This window comes from Streptomyces paludis, from assembly GCF_003344965.1.
In the GTDB taxonomy this organism is placed as follows: Bacteria; Actinomycetota; Actinomycetes; order Streptomycetales; family Streptomycetaceae; genus Streptomyces; species Streptomyces paludis.
In genome coordinates, this window is the sequence record NZ_CP031194.1 from 4,072,949 (window position 1) to 4,097,981 (window position 25,033).

Annotated in this window: 23 protein-coding genes and 1 tRNA gene; 14 read left to right on the forward strand and 10 right to left on the reverse strand. The window is 69.3% G+C overall.

The features are described from left to right. Position 1: 1 nt before the first annotated feature. From DVK44_RS18010 to DVK44_RS18025, 4 genes are all read left to right on the forward strand, one after another. A complete protein-coding gene (locus tag DVK44_RS18010; RefSeq protein WP_114660573.1) occupies positions 2-1,456 on the forward strand; it encodes an NAD(P)/FAD-dependent oxidoreductase in 1,455 nt (484 codons plus the stop codon). After that, positions 1,453-2,337, forward strand: a complete 885-nt coding sequence (locus tag DVK44_RS18015) for a phosphotransferase family protein (protein ID WP_114660574.1) — start codon at positions 1,453-1,455, stop codon at positions 2,335-2,337. Before DVK44_RS18010 ends, DVK44_RS18015 begins: the two co-directional genes overlap by 4 nt. A gap of 27 nt (positions 2,338-2,364) precedes the next feature. Beyond that, positions 2,365-3,027 carry an HAD family hydrolase gene (locus DVK44_RS18020; protein ID WP_114660575.1) on the forward strand — a complete coding sequence of 221 codons (663 nt, stop codon included), beginning with the start codon at positions 2,365-2,367 and terminating at the stop codon, positions 3,025-3,027. A gap of 70 nt (positions 3,028-3,097) precedes the next feature. Next, a complete protein-coding gene (locus tag DVK44_RS18025; protein WP_228447229.1) occupies positions 3,098-4,426 on the forward strand; it encodes a tetratricopeptide repeat protein in 1,329 nt (442 codons plus the stop codon). A 9-nt stretch (positions 4,427-4,435) separates the two neighbouring features. Here DVK44_RS18025 and DVK44_RS18030 read toward each other — a convergent pair whose 3' ends face one another. From DVK44_RS18030 to DVK44_RS18050, 5 genes are all read right to left on the reverse strand, one after another. Next, complete coding sequence (locus DVK44_RS18030; RefSeq protein WP_114660577.1) at positions 4,436-5,038, reverse strand: hypothetical protein; 603 nt, start codon at positions 5,036-5,038, stop codon at positions 4,436-4,438. 93 nt (positions 5,039-5,131) lie between these two features. Next, positions 5,132-6,823, reverse strand: coding sequence for a relaxase/mobilization nuclease domain-containing protein (locus DVK44_RS18035; protein WP_114660578.1), 1,692 nt, complete (start codon positions 6,821-6,823; stop codon positions 5,132-5,134). Continuing rightward, entirely contained in the window at positions 6,824-7,339 is a 516-nt protein-coding gene (locus DVK44_RS18040) for a MobC family plasmid mobilization relaxosome protein (RefSeq protein ID WP_408055331.1), read from the reverse strand. 218 nt (positions 7,340-7,557) lie between these two features. After that, positions 7,558-8,391, reverse strand: coding sequence for a DUF2637 domain-containing protein (locus DVK44_RS18045; RefSeq protein WP_114660580.1), 834 nt, complete (start codon positions 8,389-8,391; stop codon positions 7,558-7,560). 187 nt (positions 8,392-8,578) lie between these two features. Next, entirely contained in the window at positions 8,579-9,820 is a 1,242-nt protein-coding gene (locus tag DVK44_RS18050) for a DUF3631 domain-containing protein (RefSeq protein ID WP_114660581.1), read from the reverse strand. Positions 9,821-10,102: 282 nt separating this feature from the next. On the opposite strand from DVK44_RS18050, the gene DVK44_RS18055 reads away from it, so the two are divergent. The 4 genes from DVK44_RS18055 to DVK44_RS18070 all read left to right on the forward strand — a co-directional run bounded on the left by DVK44_RS18055 (position 10,103) and on the right by DVK44_RS18070 (position 13,442). Continuing rightward, positions 10,103-10,606 carry a helix-turn-helix domain-containing protein gene (locus DVK44_RS18055; protein WP_114660582.1) on the forward strand — a complete coding sequence of 168 codons (504 nt, stop codon included), beginning with the start codon at positions 10,103-10,105 and terminating at the stop codon, positions 10,604-10,606. 210 nt (positions 10,607-10,816) lie between these two features. After that, complete coding sequence (locus DVK44_RS18060) at positions 10,817-11,008, forward strand: helix-turn-helix domain-containing protein (RefSeq protein ID WP_231717289.1); 192 nt, start codon at positions 10,817-10,819, stop codon at positions 11,006-11,008. Next, the gene (locus tag DVK44_RS18065) at positions 11,008-12,216 is read left to right on the forward strand and encodes a tyrosine-type recombinase/integrase (RefSeq protein WP_114660584.1); all 1,209 of its coding nucleotides are present in this window, start codon (positions 11,008-11,010) and stop codon (positions 12,214-12,216) included. Before DVK44_RS18060 ends, DVK44_RS18065 begins: the two co-directional genes overlap by 1 nt. Before the next feature lie 140 nt (positions 12,217-12,356). Beyond that, a complete protein-coding gene (locus DVK44_RS18070; RefSeq protein WP_228447230.1) occupies positions 12,357-13,442 on the forward strand; it encodes a 3-oxoacyl-ACP synthase III family protein in 1,086 nt (361 codons plus the stop codon). Positions 13,443-13,879: 437 nt separating this feature from the next. Here the strand turns inward: DVK44_RS18070 and DVK44_RS18075 are convergent. Beyond that, positions 13,880-13,953, reverse strand: a tRNA-Gly gene (locus DVK44_RS18075). 230 nt (positions 13,954-14,183) lie between these two features. Between DVK44_RS18075 and DVK44_RS37165 the strand changes: the two genes are divergently transcribed. The 3 genes from DVK44_RS37165 to DVK44_RS18090 all read left to right on the forward strand — a co-directional run bounded on the left by DVK44_RS37165 (position 14,184) and on the right by DVK44_RS18090 (position 15,522). Next, positions 14,184-14,372, forward strand: coding sequence for a hypothetical protein (locus tag DVK44_RS37165; RefSeq protein ID WP_114660585.1), 189 nt, complete (start codon positions 14,184-14,186; stop codon positions 14,370-14,372). A 69-nt stretch (positions 14,373-14,441) separates the two neighbouring features. Beyond that, complete coding sequence (gene dcd, locus DVK44_RS18085) at positions 14,442-15,017, forward strand: dCTP deaminase (RefSeq protein ID WP_114660586.1); 576 nt, start codon at positions 14,442-14,444, stop codon at positions 15,015-15,017. 7 nt (positions 15,018-15,024) lie between these two features. Then, positions 15,025-15,522, forward strand: a complete 498-nt coding sequence (locus DVK44_RS18090) for a phosphoribosyltransferase (protein WP_114660587.1) — start codon at positions 15,025-15,027, stop codon at positions 15,520-15,522. Between the two features lie 97 nt (positions 15,523-15,619). On the opposite strand, the gene DVK44_RS18095 is transcribed toward DVK44_RS18090, so the two are convergent. From DVK44_RS18095 to DVK44_RS18110, 4 genes are all read right to left on the reverse strand, one after another. Beyond that, positions 15,620-16,627, reverse strand: a complete 1,008-nt coding sequence (locus DVK44_RS18095) for a Yip1 family protein (protein WP_114660588.1) — start codon at positions 16,625-16,627, stop codon at positions 15,620-15,622. 170 nt (positions 16,628-16,797) lie between these two features. After that, the gene (locus DVK44_RS18100) at positions 16,798-17,925 is read right to left on the reverse strand and encodes an FG-GAP repeat domain-containing protein (RefSeq protein WP_114660589.1); all 1,128 of its coding nucleotides are present in this window, start codon (positions 17,923-17,925) and stop codon (positions 16,798-16,800) included. A 157-nt stretch (positions 17,926-18,082) separates the two neighbouring features. Continuing rightward, complete coding sequence (locus DVK44_RS18105; RefSeq protein WP_114660590.1) at positions 18,083-20,359, reverse strand: (Fe-S)-binding protein; 2,277 nt, start codon at positions 20,357-20,359, stop codon at positions 18,083-18,085. A gap of 61 nt (positions 20,360-20,420) precedes the next feature. After that, the gene (locus DVK44_RS18110) at positions 20,421-20,990 is read right to left on the reverse strand and encodes a sugar transferase (RefSeq protein ID WP_114660591.1); all 570 of its coding nucleotides are present in this window, start codon (positions 20,988-20,990) and stop codon (positions 20,421-20,423) included. 218 nt (positions 20,991-21,208) lie between these two features. Here DVK44_RS18110 and dnaK point away from each other — a divergent pair, with 218 nt between their 5' ends. From dnaK to dnaJ, 3 genes are all read left to right on the forward strand, one after another. Then, positions 21,209-23,074 carry a molecular chaperone DnaK gene (gene dnaK, locus DVK44_RS18115; protein WP_114660592.1) on the forward strand — a complete coding sequence of 622 codons (1,866 nt, stop codon included), beginning with the start codon at positions 21,209-21,211 and terminating at the stop codon, positions 23,072-23,074. Next, positions 23,071-23,727: a nucleotide exchange factor GrpE gene (gene grpE, locus DVK44_RS18120; protein ID WP_114660593.1), complete on the forward strand. Its 657-nt coding sequence runs from the start codon at positions 23,071-23,073 to the stop codon at positions 23,725-23,727. The genes dnaK and grpE overlap by 4 nt, the downstream gene beginning before the upstream one ends. Positions 23,728-23,829: 102 nt before the next feature. Then, on the forward strand, positions 23,830-25,029 hold the full coding sequence (dnaJ, locus tag DVK44_RS18125; RefSeq protein WP_114660594.1) for a molecular chaperone DnaJ: 1,200 nt from the start codon (positions 23,830-23,832) through the stop codon (positions 25,027-25,029). The last annotated feature ends 4 nt before the right edge of the window (positions 25,030-25,033 follow it).

A 25,033-nucleotide genomic window follows, 5' to 3' on the forward strand; every position in this document is an offset into this window, starting at 1 on the left:
CATGCCTCACCCGCAACACGCCGACGTCCTCGTAGTCGGCGCCGGAATCATCGGCGCCACCACAGCCCTCGCTCTCGCGGACCACGGCCGGACTGTGCTCTGCGTCGGCGAGCCCGCTGCTGTCTTGGGTACGGCGTCCAGCGCCGCAGGGGCCATGCTCGGTGTCCTCGGCGAAGTCACCGCCGACCAGGACACCGTTACGGACAGCCTCGACGAGGCCGAACTGCACCTACGCCACGACTCGTCAGCAGCCTGGCCGGCTCTCACCGAGCGGATCGCCGAACTCACCGGTGCCCAACCTCAGATCCATCGGGGTACGGCGGTGATCGCCACTACCGCCAAGGCCAGCGACCGTACGAACCTGGCCGCGATCCGCTCCGCCGCCGAGCGCCTCGACCTGCCCTGCCACTCCATCGCCCCTGCCGATGTTCCCTACCTGGCGCCCGCACCCGGCCACGAGACGACCGACGCGCTGTGGCTGCCCCACGAGGGGCACGTCGACACCAGCACCCTGCTGCCCGCTGTCCACCGAGCCCTCGCAGCTCACCCACGCATCCACCTTCTGACCTCCCGTGTCCGCGAGATCAGCCACAACGGCCGCCACACCACCGGTGCCCAGCTCTCCGACGGCACACGCGTCCGCTCCGAGCACATCGTCCTGGCCGCCGGAGTGGCCACCCAAGAACTCCTCGACGGCCTCGGCCCGATCACCGGCGTCGTTCCCAGGCTCCTGCCGGGCAAGGGCACCAGCCTGGTCTTCCGCGAGCCCGGCCACCCGCTGGAGAACATCGTCATCCGCACGCCCAACCGCGACTTCGCCTGCGGTACCCACCTGATCGGCCGCGCCGACGGCCACCTCTACCTCGGCGCCACCAACCGGATCGCCGACACCCCGGGCGCTACGGACCTCCCCACCGGCGGCGAACTCCTCGGCCTGCTCGACGGCGCCGTCCACGAAATCAACACCGCCCTGCGCACCAGCGCCGTCACCGAGTCCCGCCACGGCATGCGACCCCTGGCCACCGACGGCCGCCCGCTCATCGGCGCCACCGCGCTGCCCGGCCTGTACCTGGCCACTGGCACGTACCGCAACGGCATCCTCCTGGCGCCGGCCATCGCAGAACTCCTCACGCAAGCGATCACAGCTCCGAACAAGACCGCCGATACGCCCTTCGTCCCCACCGCGCCCTGGCGGAACACCGCCCCCGACATCCCCGCCGTCCTACGCGCAGGCGTCCCGCACATCGTCTCCTTCCTCCTGGAGCCCAGAGGCCACCTTCCGTACAACCGCCAACGCGAGCTAGAAGCAGCCCTGTTCAGCCTCTTCCGCCTCGCCTTCACCACCGGGGACAGCGCCCTGCGCGAACGGTGCACCACCCTGCTGGCCAGCGCACATGTAGCCGAGGTCGTTCCCCAGGTCTACTACGAACTCGCCGCCGCGATCGCACCCCGATGACCACCAACCCGCCTCCCGCAGCCCACCCCGCCACACAGGCGGTCACCACCTTCACCGGCCGTCGGCTCAGCCTCGTCACACCTCTGCACGGCGGCCGGTCGCACACCACCCTCCTCGCTTACGACACCACCACCGGTGCCCCGGTCGTACTCAAAACCGGCGGCGACCCCCTGAAGATCCACCACGAGGCCCGCGCACTGACCGCGCTCGCGGCTCTCCCCAGCACCCCGTGCCCGCAGCTTGTAGAGGCGTCCCGGATCCGGATGCCCCACAGCCGTCCCCCTTCACAACCGTGCCTCGTCCTGAGGCACATCCCCGGCCGGCACCCACGAACTCCGGACGACTACCGCGCCCTCGGCGCCGCTCTCGCCCTCTGGCACACCACGCCGACCACCACCTTCCGCGCTTTCGCCATCAGCCCCACCGACCTCATACGACCGGCTCGGAGCTACGCCGCCACCACGGCACCCCACCTCACCCAGCTCCTGGACACCCTCGTCCCACTCCACGCACACAGCTGGGCGGAACCGGTACTCACCCACGGAGACGCGGGCCCCGCCAACACGCTCGTCAACCGAGGCCGAGCCGTCCTCCTCGACTGCGAGAACAGCGCTCTCGCCCACCCCGGGCTCGACCTCGGACGGGCCCTGTTCCTCACCGACCTCGAAGAGCCGACCGACCAGAACCCCTCCCGTATCGAATCCCTCCTGTCCGGCTACACCAGCCACCGCCCTCTACCCGACCGGCTCACCCAATGGATGTCAGCCGCCGGCCTCGGCATCGCGGCCTGGCGCCATGCGCACCGAGCCCGTATCGACGTCCCGCCACCGGATGAAGCCCTCGCCCGAGCCGAGTACTGGGTGAGAGCCTCCCCGTTCTGAGCCCGGGTGGTGAGTAGGGTTTCGGGCATGCGCCTGGCACTCTTCGACCTCGACAACACCCTCGTCGACCGCACCGAGGCGATCACCCGCTGGGCCCAGGAATTCGCCGCCGCCAAGTCACTCGGCCCTGCCGCCGTCGACTGGCTCATCAAGACCGACGACGACGGCCTCCTCCCCAAGCCGGACTTCTTCGCGCAGGCCCGAGCACACTTCGGGCTCCCGGAATCGGCTGCCGAGCTTCAACTGCGTTACGAGCGGCGCTATCCGTCGCACATGCGCTGCCCCGCCGCCGTACTCGATGGCCTCACCGCTCTCCGTACGGCCGGATGGCGCCTCGGCGTCGTCACCAACGGCCTCACCACCGTCCAACAGGCCGTCCTCGACCACACCGGCCTCACCGCCCACCTCGACGGCTGGTGCATCTCCGAAACCGAGTCCATCCGCAAACCCGACCCCGAGATCTTCCACCGCACCGCCACCCGCTGCGGCACCGACTTCACCGACGCCTGGATGATCGGCGACAGCCCGGAAGCCGACATCGTCGGCGGCCAGAACGCGGGCGTACCCACCATCTGGATCAGCCGCACCCGCACCTGGCCCGGCAGCCTCCAGGCCCCCGACCACACCACGGCCGACATCGGCGCGGCGCTCGAACTGCTCCTCGCCCTGCCCCCGTCCGTACATCGCTGAGCGCCAGCAGCAACGGCGTCTCGCCGGTGCGTCGTCGGCGTTGAATGTCGCGCCGCTATTGTTCGTCGACGTGGACGCTGCTGATCTTGAACGACGGGCCCGTACCTACGACGGGTGGATACCGCCCTGGACGGTCTCGGTGATGGTCGAACACGGCTACCTCGACGAGGTGGCGGTTCAGGCGGGCAACGGGGACTGGTACTGCGCGAAGGCGTGGTCGCAGGCGCTGATCGAGCAGGGCCAGCGGGACGCGGCGCTGGACGTGCTCGCCCCGTTCGCCGAGGCGGGCTGGTGGGGTGCGGCCGGAGTGGTCGCTGAGATTCTTGACGGCTGGGGACGTACCGACGAGGCGATCGCCCTGGCACGGCCGTACGTGGCGGACGGCGAGCCGCTCGCCTTGGCGTATCTGGCGAGGCTGCTGGCCCGGCACGGCCGTGGCGAGGAGGCGTTCGAGCTGCTGCGTACGCACACCAAGGACTGGTTCCTCGCCGAGGCGTTGGTCGATGTCTCTGCCGGCCTGGGCCGGGACGAAGAAGTGGCCGACCTACTGAAATCGCACGTCGAGGCTCTGCAGGGGGCGGACGTGTGGCGCGCCGAGCCCTGGAACGCCGTGGAGCTGCTGGCCACGGTACGTGAGCGGCAGGGCCGGGTCGATGAGGCGGTGACCCTCTTGCACACTCGCTGGGCCACGCTGGTCAACGGTCAGGACCAGCTGGCCGACTTGCTGGCTCGTCACGACCGTCTGCCCGAACTGAGGGAGTACATCGCCGGGCAAGGCGGTGAGGATGCCGCCCGCCACTTGGCCCAGCTGCTTGAGGAACGAGGGGACGTCGAAGGCGCCATCGAGGTACTTCGGCCTTTCGCTGTGGCCGGTTCACCGAACGCGGCGTTCTGGCTGGCCGAGTTGCTGACCCGGTACGACCGCGTCGATGAGGCCGTCGAGGTTCTGCGCCCGGTACCGGGCCAAATCGGCGATCCCGAGTGGGTGGTCCGAGCACTGTGGACGCTGCTGGTCGACCACGGCCGCGAGGACGAGGCGCTGGCGTTCATCGACGAACTCGCGGCGCAGTCCGGCGGCATGTGGTTCGAGCTGTTCTGCGAACGCGTCTGGCTCCTGTCCCACTGCGGCCGAACAGAGCAGGCGATCACGGAGCTGCGCGCCCGTCCCGAGGCCGGCACCTGGTACGGGGTATCACGCCTCGCCGATCTGCTGGCCGACGCAGGCCGACTGGACGAGGCCATCGAGGTCCTGCGGCCCACCTGCGAGACCGGAAGGAACGAGACCGACTTGGCGCAGCTGCTCATCCGCCAAGGACGCATAAAGGAAGCTGTCGCCCTCCTGCACCGCCGAACGACCAGCCTTCCACCCGATGCGGATCCTTGGGCGTCGGCAAGCTGACAGCGACAGTCAGCCGAGTGCCAGCGCGCTTTGAGCGGTGTGCTGTCGACAGTCCTCCAGCGCTTTTTCGACGCTGGCCAGGTCTTCCCTGTCACCGGATTGCAGAAGCTCACCGGCGGCCACCAGGGCGGCCCAGTAATCTGACGCGCTGCTGTGGCCTGGCCGGGGGCCGACGCGTGCGAGTGACAGGAAGGCACGGGTCAGCTGTCCGGTGCGGAATTGACGCGAGAGACTGAACGCATGGCCGCTTCGTAGTTTGCCCAAGGCGCCGATGGCGGTCTGCAGGAGACGCTTTACCTCCTCGTCTTGTGGGTCCAACGTCCGGGGAACGTCGAACAGGCCGGTCATCTCAAGGACACCAGCGCACTCGGTCTCCTCCCCGGGTTGAAACTCCTCGCACAGCCCGGCAAACTCCTCGTCCAGCCGACGCTCCGCCTCCGTCGCCGGTATTCCGAGTGCCAAACACACTGCCAGGGCTGTCGCGTGCCAGTCCGCAGTGCGCTCGGCGAGCACGGCGAAGACTTCGACGGCCGTCGCGCCTGCCCCCAGCGTGGTCCGAGCCTCGCCGACCAACCAGCCGTCGGCATCCGCATCATTCCTCGTCATGCTCATGCCCTCACTGATCCGCTGATCAGACGCACCTCGATGGTGGTCGCCATCATCTCCCGGGTCCATGACGCCCAGGTGCCCCGGTTCCCCAGATGGTCAGCGATGCCGCTGCGGCGGCGGCGCCGACATCGGTGGCTGCGGGACGCTCGGCAGGCTTCGGGCAGGGCGTACCGTCGCACCGGGCACGGTCGTACGAGCCTGGGCGGCGAGCGCGCGAGCGCTTGGAGCCTGGCGCTGGGCGAGTCGGTGTACGCGCCAGACGAGAACCTCGCCGGGGGACCGCGCATCGTCCAACGGCTTTATCTGGGCTGCCTGCTGGAGAATCCTTGCGGGGTCGTGGCCTGCCTCCTCGGCGGTCGCGAGCGCGCCGGCCAGGGCATCCCACGACGGGTCCGCGGTGATCCGGTCGGCATGGGCGGGGACCACGGAACGTAGTTGCTCCGCATAGCGCTCGACGGTCCTCGGCGGTGTGTTGTTCCGGACGAGAGTGGCGAGTGGCTCGGGTGCGGCCTGTGCGTACGCGGTGCGCAGGTGCTCCAGAGTTTCCCTGGCCGCGATGGTCTGTTGCTGGTGATGGCGGAGGTCGTGCCAGCGGGTGGCGGCGATGACAGCGAGGATCGCGGCGTCGAGGAACATGGCGAGGAGGGCTCCGTCGCCGGTGACGGGCTGGGTGCGCATGGCGCGTACGGCGCCGCGCAGGGCGCGGGCGTGGTGGTGTTCGGCGTGGATACGGGAGCGGGTGGCGCGTTCGAAGGCGGTGGCCGCTTGCCGGAGCTGGGGCCGGATGTGCTCGGGCGCGAGGCGGGGGAGGGCGTCGAGGGCCTCGCCGAAGGCGGCGAGGTGGGCCTGGGCGGCGTTGTCGTCGCCGTGGTCGAGGTGGGTGGGGATGCGTTCGGTGGTGGCGGTGGCCTGGTGCCAGGGGTTGGTCCTGCGTCGGTCGACGGGCTCGACGGCGGTCAGGCGTTCGTGGATCTTGGGGTACGACAGGTCCGGTGCGAGCTTGGAGCCGGAGAACCAGACCGGTTCGCCCGCGGCGTTGGTGTCGTCGGGGAGCGCGACTTTGTAGCCGCGGATGTCGCCTGAGGGGAAGCGCTGGATCTCGACCAGCATGCTGTCGATTCCGGTGAGCAGGGCGAGGAATTCCTCGGGGCCGGCCGCGATGGATACGGCGGTGCGGACCGTGGTGCGCAGTTGCTCGCGCGCCGTCATCACCTGCCCCGCTCGCTGGGCTTTCTCCTTCTCGGCGCGGGTGGGGCGTGGGGCGGCGGTGCGGTCGCCGCGTACGACCTCGCGTAGCCCGTATTCCTTCTCGATGGTAGCGAGTTCGCGGTCCGCGGTGAGGTAGTCGTTCCAGTGTCGGGCGGGGCGGAGGTCGCCTCGTACTTTGGTGGCGGCGATGTGGATGTGGTCGGGGGCGTGGCGTACAGCGATCCATCGGCAGCCGTCGGGGTCGTCGTCGGGTGCGATGCCGGTGGCGGCCACAACACGGTTGGCGATGGCCGCCCATTCGTCGTCGGTGAGGAGGCGGTCCTCGGGTGCGGCGCGGACCGAGCAGTGCCACACGTGCTGGTCGGGGGCGTGGTCGCCGGCCTGTTTCACCCGTAGGTCCAGGGCGTTGGCGAGGCGCTGCTTGGTCGCCTTGAAGTTGTTGGTGCGGCCGGGGTCGGGGGCGAAGCCGTCCCAGGAGGCGACCAGGTGGGGGTCGGTGTGTTCGTTGGCCCGTCCTGGGCCGTAGAGGTAGCCGATCAGTTTGGCGGTGTTCTTGCCGCTGGTGATTTTGGCGATCATTCAGGCGGCCTGCTTCGTGGAAGCCGTGTGGTCTGAGGTGACGTCGATGGCGGTGACGGTGGTGGCGACGGCGTTCAGGGTTCGTTCGGCCTGGGCGAGGACGGTGGTGTCCTGGGGGTGTGGGTGGCCGCCGGAGTTGAGGACGCGGGCGATCTGGTTGATGTTGGTGCCGATCTTCGCGACCTGGGTGCGCAGGGCGTTGAGTTCGTCGATGAGGTCGTCGACGGGGGTGCGGTGGCCGGGCAGGGCGAGGTCGCCGTGGACGTGGGCCATGACGAGGGCGCCGACGTAGTGGGCGGCGGCGATGTTCAGCGACCGGGCCATGGCGAGGATGTCGGTCTTCTCGTCGGTGCTGTAGCGCACGTCGACGCGTTCTTTGCGCTGGGTTTCTTTACGGGCGCGGCGGCGGGCGACGCGGTGCAGCGCGGCTTCGTCGGCGGCACGAGGGAGCCGTGGCTCCGTGACGACGGGCGTCTCCTCCTCGGGCACCCCCTGGTGCCCGAGTGCCTCCGCCACCCCTGGGGCGGAGGCTTCCCCGTTGGACCGGCCGGTGGACGGTCCAACGGGATACCTTGCTCCGCCTGAGGCTGGGGTAGAGGTCATCTCCTTCTGTGTGGAAGGGAGTTCGCGGTGGCGGTCAGTCATGAGGGCTCCTGGAAGAGGTGTGGGGTGGGGCCCGCCGCTCTCGTGCTGATTCACGGGAGCGGCGGGCCGGGTGACGTGGGCTGCGGGGTTCAGCTGGTGCAGGTGCCGGCCTTGTCTCGTTCGGCCTGCAGTAGCTCCTTGACCTCGTCCAGGCGGCTTCGGGCGATGCCGAGTTCCTCGGCGTGGACTGCTTTCTCGATGTTGCGGCGCGAGACGCGGCCGGCCCGTCCGAGCGGGGCTGTGCGGCCGATGTCCATGGCCTGCTTCAGGGAGATGCTGGGGCGGCGACCGCCCGTCGTATCGGGTCGGCTGTCGGGTTCCGCCACTTGGTTCGTGGCGGCCTTCGCCACGTCGTCGGCCTTCGCGACTGGCAGCGGTGACGAGCCGCTGTCCTGGCCTCCCGCCGTGGTTTTGTGGCCGGCGTCTGGGGTGTGGCGTTCGCTGTTGTGGCCGTGGGGAGCTGCCGGGCGGCGGGCGACGAGGAGGTAGAAGTGGACGGCTCCGGCGAGGGCGAGTGGGGCGATGGCGGAGATGACGCCGACGGTGATGTCGTCGAGGGCGAGGCCGGTGTGGCGGTCCTGTTGGTTGAGGCGGATGGCGTGCAGGACGTTGGCCCAGATGCTTGTGGCGGTGGCGATGCCGACCAGCGCCGAGACGTAGAGGCGGGCGGAGAGCGGCGCGGTACGCAGGACGAGCAGGGCGCCGATCCCGATGGCGATGAAGCCGTCGATGACGAGCGGGAAGGCGTAGGTGAGCGCCTGGTGGATGTGGCTGGCGGCGGCCATCTGGCGCAGGGCGTCGTAGGAGAGCGCGAAGGCTGCCACGGCCAGCAGCGCCACACCGGCACGTATCGCGGCGGCCAGAGGCAGCAGCGGCGAAGCGGACGGGGGCATGCCGGTGACGGCGGTGGTGGGTGAGGGCAAGGTGGTGCTCCAGGAATGCGGGGGTGGCTGGTGGGACCCGTGGTGTGGGGACACTCGTCGCGACTCGTTGCGTACCTGGTCAGGGCAGGTACGGGTGCGGCGGTGATGTCGGGTCGACTCGTTGCCGGTCGTCGACCCGTCCCCGCGCTGACCTGCGCGGAGACGAGTCGCGACGGGTCGTGCCGGGTCAGGCGCCGGTCGCGCGTTCCGGCGTGGGCGTAGCCGTAGGCGTGGACTCGGGGCAGTAGCGTGCCCAGGAGTCGGCGAACTGCAGGCGCGTAAAGCCCTTGGCCTGGACGTCGCCGTGGAAGCGGCGGTTGGCCGAGCTGATGCCGTAGTCCCTGAGCAGGAGTTGCAGCCCGCGGGGGGTGAGGCCGTTGGCGGTGTACTCCGGCCAGGGGGTCTCGTCGTCCTTGTTGAGGATGTCGAGGAGTCGGCTGGTGCGGATCACCGGCGGGTTGCCCTCGGCGGTGAAGGCGCGGCGGATGTCGAGGAGCAGCCGGATTCCCAGGCCGCTGGTGTCCTGGTCCTGCTGGGCCTCGTGCTGGGTCATGGCCAGGCAGGCGGCGCGGGCGAGGCCGGGCCATGGGCCGCCGCCGAGATCGGCTATGGCGACCAGCGGTTGCCAGGTGTCGGCTGCCCGGTCCTCGACCGGCATGGCCGGAGTCAGCTCCATCGCCTCGGTGTGGAGCGGGGTCAGCCATGCCAGGAGCCGGTCGCGCAGCGCGTGGAGCGAGGGGGTGTCGCGGACGGTACGGAACTCCGCGACCTTCTCGCCGGGCCTGCGGCGGCGCATCCGTATGACGACGGAGCGGTCCATGATCGTGTCGGGCAGGTCTCCGATGCCCGCCAGGGCGGCCATGGCGAAGGTGGGGAACTTCGCGACCTCGTGGTTGGGTCCGGAGACCCGCAGGGTGGGGCGGTTGCGCTGGTGCCCGGCGTTGAGCAGTCCGCGCATCTCCTCGTTCTTCTCCGCGACCTTCGCGGAGCCGAAGAGAGTGTCGGCCTCGTCGACCAGCAGGGTGGGCGGGGTCGCGGTGATCGACCGGAACACCGCTGCGGCCGAGGCGTTGACCGTGATCAGTGGATCGTGGACGGTCTCGGTGATCACATCCAGCAACCGCGACTTCCCGCACCGCTTCGCCGGTCCGACCACGGCCAGTCGCGGGGCGTGCTGCCACGCGGTCTGCAGGTGGGTGGCCGCGACCCACAGGGTGACGGCGGTGAAGGCTTCCTCGTTCGGCAGCACGACGTACCGCCGGATCTGCGCCCGCAGATCTGCCAGTACCTGCTCGCCTTCGGAGGCCGGGGCAGGATCGGGTCCGTCCACGGGCGGTCCAGGCTCGACGGGCCGGCCGGGTATGGCGACGGGCGGCCATACGACGGGTGTGGCGGGGAGGGATGGCGTTTTCGGGGTGGCTTCGTCCATACTGGACACGAGCTCCTCTGCTTGCGGGCCATATGGGACGGCAATCCCGGCCTCGCAGGTTGATCGCTAGGGATGGCGGTTGAGAGGCTTGCGCTTGGCCCCCCGGTTCTGCCGGGGGGCTTTTTCGTGCGGTCGTGTGGCTCCTTCGGTCTGCTGCGGCTTGCACTACCAGTATGCCACATGAATTGCGGATCGCAGAAGTGTTCTGCATCTCGCAGTGGCGTGCTACTGTTGATCTACTTGCGAATCGCAGCGCCGTACTACGTATGGAAGGAGGTGGGCATGGCTGATGGAGACTCTTCCCAGGGGGTCCTGCTCAGCGGCGAGGAGAACGTCGCGGTACGGATCAAGCTGGAACGCGAAGCGCGCGGTTGGAGCACCAACTCCCTGTCCGACCGCATGAACGAGGCCGGCTTCGACATGAACCCGTCCGCGGTCTGGCGCATCGAGAACCGCAAACGCCGCATCAACGTGGACGAGGCGATCGGCTTCGCCGAGATCTTCGGCGTCCCGCTGCGCAACCTGGTCGGCCCTCCCCGGCTCGCGGCCATGGCCAGAGCCATGGAACTCATCGACGACGTCGTGGACGCGTACCGCCAGACCCAACGCGCCAACGCCGCTTTCACCCGGGCACGCGACGCCCTTGACGCCTACCTCACCGAACACCCCGACATCCACGAAGAGGCCGATGTCATGGTCTCCAACGCGATGGCCGAAGCAGCCACCAGCCACATGCTGCAGACCTACGGACCCCCACCCGGCGACCAGCCCAACCCCTCCGCGTAGTCCCGAACTCCTTCCGTCCTGGGTACGCAAGCCCTCAGAACGGGTCAACAACCGCCATCCCTTTCGATCAACCCGGCAGACCGGCGGCGTTGCCGCGCCCCGACTGCCAGGAGAGGACTCCCCTTGCGCCGCCCGGCGATACCTCCTGCCTCCACACAGGCCACGCGTGCCGCAGAGGAGGTGACACACACGGCTGATCGCCTCCTCACCGTGGAGGAGGCCGCACAGCGCCTCGGAACGGGCGTCCGCTTCATCCGGCGCCTTATCCAGGAACGCCGTATCCGCTACGTGAAGCTCGGCAAGCCCGTCCGCATCCCGGAAAGCGCGCTGGCCGCGTACGTAGAAGAGCGCACCGTTGACCCTGTGCGCAGTAACCGCTCGCGGTACGGGAGGGCGGCTTGATGGCACGCGCGCAGAAGAGGGCGCCTCGCCGCAGCTTCGGTGCAGTCCGTAAATTGCCCTCCGGCCGGTACCAAGCGCGCTACCCCGGCTCGGACGGAGTCCTGCGCCCAGCCCCGGACACATACGAGACGAAGCGCGACGCCGAGGTCTTCCTCGCCCAGGTCCAGGCCGACCAGACGCGCGGTAACTGGATCGACCCGACCGTAGGCGAGGTGACGTTCGGCAAGTACGCCACGCGCTGGATCGACGAGCGAGGCGTCGCGCCCACCACGGACGAGCTGTACCGCAGGCTGCTGCGGCTGCACCTTGAGCCGACGTTCGGACAGCTGTACGTAAACGTGATCAGCCCGTCCAGGGTCAGGACCTGGCGCGCGGAGCGGTTGAAAGCCACGGGGGCTACGACGGTCGCCAAGTCGTACCGTCTGCTGAAGGCCATCATGGAGACGGCGGTCGAGGACGACATGATCCGCAAGAATCCGTGCCGAATCCGTGGCGCAGGCCGCGAGGAGGCGGACGAGCGCCCCGTCGCCACGGTCGTGCAGGTCTTCGCCCTGGCTGACGTGATCGGGCTGCGCTGGCGCCTGATGGTGCTGCTGGGAGCCTTCGCCTCGATGCGCCCGGAGGAACTGGCCGAGCTGCGACGGGGCGACATCGACCTGGACGCCGGCTCGGTACGGGTGCGCCGTGCCGCGCCCGAGCTGAACACCGGCCGCCGAGCCGTCGGTGCCCCCAAGTCCCGTGCGGGGAAGCGGGAGATCGTGCTGCCGGCCTTCGTCCACATCGACGTGCGGCGACACCTGGACTGGTTCGCCCAGCCCGGACCCGGTGGGCTGGTGTTCGTCGGTGAGAAGGGGGCGGCCCTGCGGGGCACCACCTTCGGCCGCAAGTGGCGCAAGGCGCGCGAGGCGGCCGGCCTGCCCGAGGGCTTCCGGTTCTACGACCTGCGCCACACCGGCAACACGCTCGCCGCCGACACCGGTGCCAAGCTGAAGGACCTCATGGTCCGTGCGGGTCAGTCGTCCGAGAGGGCACAGCTGATCTACCAGCACTCCACCAAGGAGCACCAGCGCAAGCTCGCCGCCGACATCGACAGCGACGTACGCCGTCAGCGGGCGAGGACGGCTGACGGCACTGCCGACGGCGCGACCGTCCACCCACTCGTTCCGCGTGCGCGTGACGCCGACGGACCGGCCGTGCGGGAGGCGTGACCCTCCTCCGAGCGCCGGACCGGCACCCCGCCGGTCCGGCGCTTCGCGCAGGCAGACGTAACCGGGCTCAGGTCCAGTCGTTGATCGGCGAGCAGAGGCGCACGGGGCGCGAGCCTGCCAGGGACTGTGGAGCGTGACTCATGACCGCGATGGCGGCCGCACCAGCCGGTGGACTGTCCGGTGCTCGCGAGCGCGATGCCGGCTCGGGCCGCCCTCGGTGGGCGGGTGGTCGGGGCGCGTACAGCCGGATCACACAGGTGGCCGTCCACCTGCCCGCCGGCCGCCAGAGCGCGCAGGCCGTAGAGGAGACGCTGCGCGAGCACAGCCCGAGCCTGCGAGTTCCGGCCGGGTTGGTGCGGCGGCTGTTCGGGCTGGAGGAGCGCTTGGTCGCCCCCGAGGGCGAACTGCCGTCCGACCTCGCGGCCCGCGCCGTCGACCTGCTGCTGGACCGGGCGGGCGTGGAGCCGGGCCAGATCGACCTGCTGCTGTTCGCCGCCGTCAGCGCCGATGTCCAAGAGCCCGCCAACGGCCATGTCGTGGCAGCGAAGACGGGCCTTACCTGCCCGGTCTTCGACATCTCCAACGCTTGCAACAGCGTGCTGAACGCCCTCGAAGTCGCCGATGCCTTCATCCGCGGCGGCCGCTACCGACGGATCGTCATCGCATGCGGCGAACTGGGAACCCGGTTCAGCCGGTGGTCACTGTCCAGCCAGGACGACCTGCGAACGGCCATCGCCTCCGTGACCGGCGGAGACATGGGTGCCGCCCTCCTCGTCGAGGCATCCACCGAACCCGGGATCACCGCCAGCGTCTTCCTGGCGAACTCCCAGGGCTGGCCCGCCGCAACCCTGTTCAACCCCCACCAGGTCCAGAACAAGCCGCTGGGCCTGCACATCGACCCCGCGCGACTGCTCGCCTCCTTCCACGACCTGGACATCCAGGCCGGGCAGTGGCTCAAGGAGCAGGGCGTCAATCCGAACGAGCTCGGCCTCGTCTGCGTTCACCAGCCGTCCGTTCCCTTCGTCCGCACCTTCTGTGAACGCATGGGAATCGACGTCAACACCGTCGTGCCCACCTTCGCGCACACCGGCAACGTGAGCGCTGCCACACTCCCCCTCCAGCTCGCCCGTGCCCTCGACGAGGGCAGGCTGCGCCGGGGAACACGGGTGGCGCTGTTCGGCCTGGCCAGCGGTGCCAGCGTCGGCGTGATGCTGATCGACTGGTGACGATCCCACGGGACCACGGAGCCGATGATCCGCCCACTCGCCGAGCCGAGGTGGCTGACGCGTCGGCGGGCGCCAGAACGGCATCAGTCTTCGGCCGATCAGGCGGTGCCATGCCCCGGGTCGACAGGCGCACGCCGTGCGGGCGCCCCACTTCATCTCGCCCCGGGCGGCGAACGAGGCCCGCCGACCACCCGCGACCTACCTTGCGACTGGTGCCCGAGCCGGGACACCGGAGCCATGATCCGGTCGCCATGTGGCGCAGGTCACCTGAAATGGATCTCGCGATGTGAGATGGCCGGGCGTCAGTTCACCGCCCGGGGGCTTGCGATTCTCAAATCGGCGCGGTAATCGGCCCCTTATGGCACGCGAATGGCACGCGGCCCAGAATTGGTCTGGACCACAAGAAAGGCCCGGGTCTGCGACCAAGGCCTTTGTAATGGAGCGGGTGACGAGAATCGAACTCGCGCTCTGAGCTTGGGAAGCTCATGTTCTACCATTAAACTACACCCGCGTCGCAGAGCCCTGAGGGCTGTGCTTCGTCGGACACTCTACCTCATGGCGGGCCCCAGGCGATTTGTGCCGTGGGGGTCTTCTGCGTTTTGGGGGGTGGGGAGTGGGGGTGGATGTGGGGGGTGGGGGCGGGAGTTGGGGCGTAGGGTGCCCGTGCGGAGTGCCGGTGGGGGTGGAGTGGGGGGATCCTCTAGGGTGGCGTTTGTCCGCGTTTGTTGGGGAAAGGACCTGATGGACTTGATGGAGCGCACCGTCGTCCGCTGTGCCGAAGGCCATGTGTTCAGCACCGCTACGTTCCCGATGCAGCAGCTCGACGCCGGGAGGATCGGGCCCGGGAGACTTATCCGGTGTCCGAGGTGTGCGCGGTTGCGGCATGCCGTGATCGTGGAGCCCGCGGTGGCGGAGGCCGAGCGGGGCTGACGTTGTCGGCGCGGAGCGTGCGGGCTGCCCGATTGGGGTGGGCTCGCGCGCTCTGCGTATCCTCAGGACGTGCTTCTCTCAGACAAGGACATCCGGGCCGAGCTGGATTCCGGACGCGTACGCCTCGATCCGTATGACGCATCGATGGTGCAGCCCTCCAGCATCGATGTGCGGCTCGACCGGTATTTCCGGGTGTTCGAGAACCATCGGTATCCGCATATCGACCCCGCCGTCGAGCAGGCCGATCTCACCCGCACGGTGGAGCCGGAGGGGGACGAACCGTTCATCCTCCACCCCGGGGAGTTCGTGCTGGCGTCGACGTACGAGGTCATCTCGCTGCCCGACGACATCGCCTCCCGGCTGGAGGGCAAGTCGAGCCTCGGCCGGCTGGGGCTGGTGACGCACTCGACCGCCGGGTTCATCGACCCCGGTTTCTCCGGGCATGTCACGCTCGAACTGTCGAATATGGCGACGCTCCCCATCAAGCTCTGGCCGGGGATGAAGATCGGGCAGCTCTGTCTCTTCCGGCTCAGCTCGGCGGCGGAGTTCCCGTACGGGTCCGAGAAGTACGGCTCGCGCTATCAGGGGCAGCGGGGGCCGACCGCGTCCCGTTCGTATCTCAATTTCCACCGGACGCAGGTGTGACACAGGCATGAGCGAGAACCGAGAGAATCTGACGTACGAGAAGTTCGGGCGGGCCGTCCGTGAACTCGCGCAGATAGTCGCCGACGACGGTTACGAGCCGGATGTCGTGCTCAGCATCGCGCGCGGCGGTGTGTTCGTCGCCGGCGGGCTCGCTTACGCACTCGACTGCAAAAACATTCATCTGGTGAATGTCGAGTTCTATACCGGGGTCGGCACCACACTCGCGATGCCCGTCATGCTCGCCCCCGTGCCCAACGCCATCGACTTCTCCAACAAGAAAGTCCTCATCGCCGACGATGTCGCGGACACCGGCAAAACGCTGAAACTCGTGCACGACTTCTGTGTCGACCATGTCGCCGAGGTGCGCAGCGCCGTCATCTACGAGAAGGCGCAGTCCCTCGTGAAGTGCGAGTACGTCTGGAAGCGCACCGACGACTGGATCAACTTCCCCTGGAGCGTCGAGCCGCCCGTCGTGCGGCGCAGTGGGCAGGTTCTTGACGCCTGAGAGGCTCTTGGTGGGTAGTAGTAGGTGTAGGTGGTAGGTGTGTGCTAAAAGGGCTTTCAACCCCTCCTGACGGAGGAAAGTTGAAAGCCCTTTTCTGCTACAGCGTGCCCAGTTTCAGCAGCGACAGCAGCGCGATCAGCTGAATCGCCGACGCCCCCAGCGCCTTCGGCCACGGCAGATCGTGCGACTTGCTCACCATTACCGTGAATAGCGCCCCCGCGCCGATCCACGTGAGCCAGCCCAACAGCTGCACCAGTGAATTCTCGCCGCCCAGGAAAAGCGCGAAGAGCAGTCGCGGGGCGTCCGTGATGGACATGATCAGCATGGAGAGGCCGACGGTCGGCTGCCACGCGCCGTCGCCGCCGAGCTGGCGGGCGAGCGTGTGGGTGACCACGCCCAGGAGCAGACCGCCGATGACGAAGGCGACCGCCGTCGTCAGGGCGTACGGGATGGCCGTGGACAGCGTCGAGTTGATCGCGTCCTCGCGCGCCGTGTCGAAGCCGAAGAGCGCCAGCAGACCGTAGACGAACGTCACGATCAGGGCCGGGCCCCAGACCGGGTAGTCGCGCATCTGGAAGAACGTCGGACCCGGGCGCGTGACGATGCCGCTCAGCAGCTCCTTCCAGGGGAGCTTCGGACCCGAGGGGCCGGTGGCCTGGTAGCCGCCACCGCCACCGCCACCGTCGCCGTGCCCGGCGTCGTGGTACTGGCCGTCGTGGACGCTGAACGCCTGGGTGTGACCCGCGCTGTTGGCGTACGGGTCGGTGCCCTGCGCCGGGCGTCCCCCGTAGGGGCCGGGCTGCGTCTGGCCGTACGGGTCGCCCAGGTACTCCGGCTCGCCCTGCCCGCCGTACCCGCCGCCGTAGCCGCCCTGTCTGCCGTGCCCGCCGTGTCCGCCCTGTCCGGCGCCCTGCGTACCGCCCGCGGGAGGCCACTGCTGCTGCCCGTACGGGGGCGCGGTCTGCTGACCGCCTCCGTAGTTCGGGGGCGGCGCCTGCCGTCCGTACGGCTGTTGCTGCGGGGGGTACTGCCCCTGCTGCTGCCGCTGCGGTTGTTGTTGCGGGGTGCGGTTGTCCCGGCCGCGTCCGATCCTGAATCCAGCCACGCGATCGAACGTACCCGCTCGCGGCGGGCGCGGTGGCTGCCCTGGGGGAACGGGCGGGTCTTTGCTGCCGAGCTGTGACATCCCCTAAGGGCCCCCTAAGGGCCCCCTAAGGGCTCAACAAGGGCTCCCACGGGTTAACCCAAGGGCTCCCTCAGAGCATCCTCGGGCCCCTAAGGGGAGGCCGTCGGTGTCCCCGAGGACGCCCCCGCCAGGAAGACCGACGTGCTGAACGTGGTCACCGGGCGCCGCCCGCCCGCCGCGTACACCGCCACCACATCCGTCGTCTCGCCCCGGTGCGTCCGCGTCGCCAGGCCGCCGCCGAACCCCGGCCGGATCGCTTCCGTGACGGTACGGCCGCGGCCCGCCGGGAGCTTTGGCGCCGGCGGCAGTCGTGTTGCTTTGAAGCCGTACGTGGCCCCCGCGCCCCCGAAGCCCTTCGGGCCGCCCGGGAGCAGCCTGCCCCGGGCCGCCCGTCCCGGCGTACGGGCGCGGCCCAGGACGACCAGGTCGTCGTATCCGTCGCCGTTGACGTCCGCGCTCCCGTCCGCGCTCGCGTCCGCCTTCGGCTCGGGTGCCGCCAGGACCGGGCCGCCCGCCGGGACCGGCGCCGCCGCGGAGCGCGGTGCCCCGGCGCGGGTGAACGGGCCGCGCAGGAAGCTGACCTGGCCGCCGCTCGCGGTTACCGCGAGGTCCGTCTTCCCGTCGCCGTCGAAGTCGCCGCAGACCGGGTGGTCGGGCCACTCGTTGCCCGCCCGCGCCACGGCGGGGATCTTGAGGACGACCGCCCGCCCGGTCAGCCCGGTGGGGCCGCCGAAGAGGATCTGGAGCGGTACGGGCGGCATCCCGATGCCGTTGTACGGCGGGTCCGTGGTGATGATCAGATCGCCGTACCCGTCCCCGTCGAGATCACAGGCCGCCTCCGCCTCGAACGCCGCCGGCAGCACCCCGTCCACCTTCGCCGCCCGCTCCCGGGGCGTCAGGAGCTGCCGTACGGACGGATCCACCCCGGCACCGCCCGCGGTGCCGTACACGATCCCGATGCCCGCGTCGTCCCCGTACGTATCGCCCTCCGCCTTGACCAGGTCGTTCAGTACGAGGTCGGGGAGGCCGTCGCCGTTGAAGTCGTCCGGCAGGGCGCTTCCCCTGCCGCGCGGTACGGCTCGGCGCGCCGCCGCGTCCGCGGCGCCGTTCTTCGCCTCCAGGGAGTGTCGGCCGGCCGCCGCGTCGGGGGAGGCGGACGTACAGCCCGTCAGCAGCAGCGCCGTACAGACACCGACCACCGCGATACGTATGCGCATACGCACTACCAGTATCAGTGGCCCCAGTGGTGCAGCAAGGCAGGTTCCGGGCGAGATGGAGAGATAAAGAGCGAGACTGATCCAGAACGCGCGAGAAATGACCGAAGCGGTCGGATCCACGCTACGGATCCGACCGCTTCAGCCATTCGTTCACGCGCTACTTCACCGGCTCGGGCTCCTGCTCCGGCTCGCTCTCCACCGGCTCCGTCCGTACCGAATCCAGCAGCAGCTGCGCCACATCCACCACCTGGAGCGACTCCTTCGCCTGGACGCCCGTGGCGGAGCCACTGTCAGATGCTGCCTTCTTGCCGTTGACGGAGTCCGTCAGCATCACCAGGCAGAACGGGCACGCCGTCGACACGATGTCCGGGTTCAGCGAAAGGGCCTCGTCGACACGCTCGTTGTTGACGCGCTTGCCGATCCGCTCCTCCATCCACATCCGCGCGCCGCCCGCGCCGCAGCAGAAGCCCCGCTCCTTGTGGCGGTGCATCTCCTGCTGCCGCAGACCGGGAACGGACGACATGATCTCGCGCGGCGGCGTGTAGATCTTGTTGTGCCGGCCCAGATAGCACGGGTCGTGGTACGTGATCAGGCCCTCGACCGGGGTCACCGGGATCAGCCGGCCCTCGTCGATCAGGTGCTGGAGCAGCTGGGTGTGGTGGATGACCTCGTACTCGCCGCCGAGCTGCGGGTACTCGTTGGCGATGGTGTTGAAGCAGTGCGGGCAGGTCGCGACGATCTTCTTCGACGCCTTCGGTTTCCGCGTCGCCGGGTCCTCGTCGTCCTCGCCGTACGCCATGTTGAGCATCGCGACGTTCTCCTGGCCGAGCTGCTGGAAGAGTGGCTCGTTGCCCAGGCGGCGCGCGGAATCACCGGTGCACTTCTCGTCGCCGCCCATGATCGCGAACTTCACGCCCGCGATGTGCAGCAGCTCCGCGAACGCCTTCGTCGTCTTCTTCGCCCGGTCCTCCAGCGCGCCCGCGCAGCCGACCCAGTAGAGGTAGTCGACCTCGCTCAGGTCCTCGACGTCCTTGCCGACGACCGGGACCTCGAAGTCGACCTCCTTGGTCCACTCGACGCGCTGCTTCTTGGCGAGCCCCCAGGGGTTGCCCTTCTTCTCCAGGTTCTTGAGCATCGTGCCCGCCTCGCTGGGGAACGCGGACTCGATCATCACCTGGTAGCGCCGCATGTCGACGATGTGGTCGATGTGCTCGATGTCCACCGGGCACTGCTCCACGCACGCGCCGCACGTCGTGCACGACCACAGGACGTCCGGGTCGATGACGCCGTTCTCCTCCAGCGTCCCGATCAGCGGGCGCTCCGCCTCCGCGAGCGCCGCCGCGGGGACGCCCGCGAGCTGCTCCGCCGACGCCTTCTCCTCGCCCTCCATGGTCTTTCCGCCACCGGCCAGCAGATACGGCGCCTTGGCGTGCGCGTGGTCGCGCAGGGACATGATCAGCAGCTTGGGGGAGAGCGGCTTGCCGGTGTTCCAGGCCGGGCACTGCGACTGGCAGCGCCCGCACTCCGTGCAGGTCGAGAAGTCCAGCAGGCCCTTCCACGAGAACTGCTCCACCTGCGAGACACCGAAGACGTCGTCGTCGCCCGGCTCCTCGAAGTCGATCTCCTTGCCGCCGCTGGTCATCGGCTGGAGCGCGCCCAGGGCCGTACCGCCGTCCGCCTCCCGCTTGAACCAGATGTTGGGGAAGGCGAGGAAGCGGTGCCAGGCGACGCCCATGTCGGTCTTGAGCGCGACCGTGATCATCCAGATGAAGGAGGTCGCGATCTTGAGGGCGGCGAAGAAGTACGTGAGGTTCTGGAGGGTGCTGAAGCTGAGCCCCTTGAGGGCGGCGACCAGCGGATACGAGACGAAGAACGACGCCTCGTAGTGGTCGACGCCGTGCTGGGCGCCCTCCAGGGCGTGCAGCATCATGATGCACGTACCGACGATGAGGATGACGGCCTCGACGAAGTACGCCTGGCCGAAGTTGGAGCCCGCGAAGCGGGACTTGCGGCCGGCCTTGCCGGGCGTGCTCAGCTGCCGGACGACGATCAGGGTCAGGATGCCGAGCACGGTCATCAGGCCGAGGAACTCGACGAAGACGTTGTACGGCGCCCATTCGCCGATGACCGGCAGCAGCCAGTCGGCCTTGAACAGCTGGCCGACGGCGTTGACGATCGTCAGGAGCAGCGAGAAGAAGCCGATCGCCACGAACCAGTGCGCCACACCGACGACGCCCCAGCGGTTCATACGGGTGTGGCCGAGGAACTCCTTGGCCACGGTGAGGGTGCGCTGCGCGGGGTCGTCGGTGCGCGAGCCGGCGGGTACGGGCTGGCCGAGCCGCACGAAGCGGTAGATCTGGGCGATGGCACGGGCGAACAGCGCCAGGCCGACCACGATCAGGACCAGCGACACGATGATCGCGGCGAGTTGCATTTCGGGGCTCCTCGGGCCTGCGAGGCGGAAGCTTGATATGAGCTGATTACTAAGCGGTAACTTATGGAACTCGTGCTGAGGGTACCCACTTATTCCGCCGCAATGTAACGCCCGGTCGGTGATCTGTGTCGCTCAGGTGACCCTGACTCCGACCCTGACCGTAGCCCCGGCCGCGCCGGGCCAGTGCGGCCGGGGTCGCGGCGAGGACCGCCAGGTCCAGCCCGATCCAGTGGTGCTCCACGTAGTGCTGATCGAGCAGCGCAGGCTCGTCCCACGGCAGCGCCGAGTCCCGCCGTACCTGCGCCAGACCCGTCAGGCCGGGCCGTACGAGCTGACGCCAGGGCGCCGCCGCCCGGGGGGTGCCCGCCGGCAGCGGGGCCGGGCCGACCAGGGAGAGATCGCCGCGTACGACATGGGGCAGCCGGGACAGCAGGTCCAGCCGGTAGCGGCGGGTGCGCAGGGAACTCAGCGGGAAGGTTTGTCCGTTGAGTCCCGTGTGCGGGACGCGCACGAAAACACCGCCGGCGGGCCGGGAGAGGGCGACGGCGAGGGCGGCGGTGGCCAGGACAGGGGCCGCCAGCAGGAGCAGGATGGAACCGAGGGTCAGGTCCAGCAGTCGCTTCGTGGCCATGAATGACCGTTCTGTTGCGTTTCCTTAGGCTTTGGTACGGAACGATCCCAGGCGGGGCCGCGCCCGCCGCGCAGGCGCTCCGGCCGTACCCCTCGCCCCCCGGTACTACCTAGCGACTATCACGATAGTTGAGCCACACCGACTCAGGTCTGTTGACGCCTCGTGATCTGTGAGGCATCCTTGAGCCTGTTCCACTCAAGTCAGCTGGAGGAATCGAAATGGCACGTGCGGTCGGCATCGACCTGGGCACGACAAACTCCGTCGTCAGCGTTCTCGAAGGCGGCGAGCCCACCGTCATCACCAACGCAGAGGGCGCCAGGACCACGCCGTCCGTCGTCGCCTTCGCCAAGAACGGCGAGGTGCTCGTCGGCGAGGTAGCCAAGCGCCAGGCAGTCACGAACGTCGACAGGACCATCCGGTCGGTCAAGCGCCACATGGGCACCGACTGGAAGATCAACCTGGACGGCAAGGACTTCAACCCGCAGCAGATGTCGGCCTTCGTGCTGCAGAAGCTGAAGCGGGACGCCGAGGCGTACCTGGGCGAGAAGGTCACCGACGCGGTGATCACCGTCCCGGCGTACTTCAACGACTCGGAGCGCCAGGCCACCAAGGAGGCCGGTGAGATCGCGGGCCTCAACGTCCTGCGTATCGTCAACGAGCCGACGGCCGCCGCCCTGGCGTACGGCCTCGACAAGGACGACCAGACGATCCTGGTCTTCGACCTCGGTGGCGGCACCTTCGACGTGTCGCTCCTGGAGATCGGTGACGGCGTCGTCGAGGTGAAGGCCACCAACGGTGACAACCACCTCGGTGGTGACGACTGGGACCAGCGTCTCGTCGAGTTCCTGGTGAAGCAGTTCGCCAACGGTCACGGCGTGGACCTGTCCAAGGACAAGATGGCTCTCCAGCGTCTCCGCGAGGCCGCGGAGAAGGCGAAGATCGAGCTGTCGTCGTCCTCCGAGACCACGATCAACCTCCCGTACATCACGGCGTCCGCCGAGGGCCCGCTGCACCTGGACGAGAAGATCACCCGGTCTCAGTTCCAGCAGCTGACCGCGGACCTCCTGGAGCGCTGCAAGACCCCGTTCCACAACGTCATCAAGGACGCCGGCATCCAGCTGTCCGAGATCGACCACGTGGTCCTCGTCGGTGGTTCGACGCGTATGCCCGCCGTCGCCGAGCTGGTCAAGTCGCTGACCGGCGGCCGTGACGCGAACAAGGGCGTCAACCCGGACGAGGTCGTCGCCATCGGCGCCGTGCTCCAGGCCGGTGTCCTGAAGGGCGAGGTCAAGGACGTCCTGCTGCTCGACGTCACCCCGCTGTCCCTGGGTATCGAGACCAAGGGCGGCATCATGACGAAGCTCATCGAGCGCAACACGACGATCCCGACCAAGCGCTCCGAGATCTTCACGACGGCCGAGGACAACCAGCCGTCCGTGCAGATCCAGGTCTACCAGGGCGAGCGCGAGATCGCCGCGTACAACAAGAAGCTCGGTATGTTCGAGCTGACCGGTCTGCCGCCCGCCCCGCGCGGTGTGCCGCAGATCGAGGTCGCCTTCGACATCGACGCCAACGGCATCATGCACGTGGCCGCGAAGGACCTCGGCACCGGCAAGGAGCAGAAGATGACCGTCACCGGTGGCTCCTCGCTGCCGAAGGACGAGGTCAACCGGATGCGCGAAGAGGCCGAGCAGTACGCGGACGAGGACCACCGCCGCCGCGAGGCCGCCGAGACCCGCAACCAGGCCGAACAGCTCGTCTACCAGACGGAGAAGTTCCTCAAGGACAACGAGGACAAGGTCCCGGGCGACGTCAAGGCCGAGGTCGAGACGGCGATCGTCGACCTCAAGGAGAAGCTCAAGGGCGAGGACACCGCCGAGATCCGCACCGCCACGGAGAAGGTCGCGGCCGTCTCCCAGAAGCTCGGCCAGGCGATGTACGCGGACGCCCAGGCGTCCGGTGCCGCCGCCGGCGGTCCCGAGGGCGCGGCCGGTGCCGGCCAGGCGCCGGGCGGCCAGGACGACGACGTCGTCGACGCCGAGATCGTGGACGACGAGAAGCCGAAGAAGGACGGTGCGGCGTGACGGAGGAGACCCCGGGCTTTGACGAGAAGCCCGACGTTCCCTCCGGCGCCGGTCCCGAAGACGCCACGCCGAAGGCCGCCGAGTCGGACTCCCTCAAGGAGTCCGGCCCGGCGGCCCCGGCCGGGGACGCACACGACGTAGCCCTGACAGCGCAGCTGGACCAGGTCCGTACGGCGCTCCACGAGCGCACGGCCGACCTCCAGCGGCTCCAGGCCGAGTACCAGAACTACCGCCGCAGGGTGGAGCGGGACCGCGTCACGGTCAAGGAGATCGCCGTGGCGAGCCTGCTGACCGAGCTGCTGCCGGTCCTCGACGACATCGGCCGGGCACGCGACCACGAAGAGCTGGTCGGCGGGTTCAAGTCGGTCGCCGAGTCGCTGGAGGCGGTCACGGTCAAGCTGGGCCTCCAGCAGTTCGGTACGGAGGGCGAGCCCTTCGACCCGACGATCCACGAGGCCCTGATGCACTCGTACGCGCCGGACGTCACAGAGACGACGTGCGTCGCGATCCTCCAGCCGGGGTACCGGTTCGGCGAGCGGACGATCCGGCCGGCCCGGGTCGCGGTCGCGGAGCCCCAGCCCGGGGCCCAGCCCAAGTCCGCGGACGAGGCGGGGGCCAAGGACGAGGAGAACGGTGGCCCTGAGGAGGGCTGACGCGGTGTCCGGCGCGGTGCCGGGCAGCGGCAGCCGCGAGGGGCGCTGTGCGGGTCGCCGCGCGGGTTGTTCAGGTGAAGTCGGAGAGGAGGGACGTCGGGAATGAGCACCAAGGACTTCGTGGAGAAGGACTACTACAAGGTTCTCGGCGTCCCCAAGGACGCCACCGAGGCCGAGATCAAGAAGGCGTACCGGAAGCTCGCCCGCGAGTTCCACCCGGACGCCAACAAGGGCGACTCGAAGGCCGAGGAGCGCTTCAAGGAGATCTCCGAGGCGAATGACGTCCTCGGCGACCCCAAGCGGCGCAAGGAGTACGACGAGGCGCGCTCGCTGTTCGGCAACGGCGGCTTCCGCCCGGGGCCGGGCGCGGGCGGCAACGGCAACTTCAACTTCGACCTGGGCGACCTCTTCGGCGGCGGCCAGGGCGGTCCGCAGGCCGGCGGACCCGGCGCCGGCGCCGGTGGCTTCGGTGGCGGACTCGGGGACGTCTTCGGCGGGCTGTTCAACCGGGGCGGCGGTCCCGGTACGCGCGCCCAGCCGCGCCGTGGCCAGGACATCGAGTCCGAGGTCACACTCAGCTTCAGCGAAGCGGTCGACGGGGCCACGGTCCCGCTGCGCATGTCCAGCCAGGCACCCTGCAAGGCGTGTTCGGGCACGGGCGACAAGAACGGCACCCCGCGGGTCTGCCCGACCTGTGTGGGCACCGGACAGGTGTCGCGCGGCTCCGGCGGCGGCTTCTCGCTGACCGACCCGTGTGTGGACTGCAAGGGCCGCGGGCTGATCGCCCAGGACCCGTGCGAGGTCTGCAAGGGCAGCGGGCGCGCCAGGTCCTCGCGGACGATGCAGGTACGGATCCCGGCGGGCGTCAGCGACGGCCAGCGGATCCGGCTGCGCGGCAAGGGCGCGCCGGGTGAGCGCGGCGGCCCGAACGGCGATCTGTACGTCGTCGTCCACGTCGACGCGCACCCGGTCTTCGGCCGCAGGGACGACAACCTCACCATCACCGTGCCCGTCACCTTCGCGGAGGCGGCGCTCGGCGGCGAGGTGAAGGTGCCGACCCTGGGCGGTCCCCCGGTGACGCTGAAACTGCCCGCGGGCACGCCCAACGGCCGTACGATGCGGGCCCGTGGGAAGGGCGCCGTCCGCAAGGACGGCAGCCGCGGCGACCTGCTGGTCACCGTCGAGGTCGTGGTGCCCAAGGATCTGGGCGCCGAGGCGCGCGACGCGCTGGAGGCGTACCGGAAGGCGACCGCGGACGAGAATCCGCGGGCGGAGCTGTTCCAGGCGGCGAAGGGAGCATGACCCG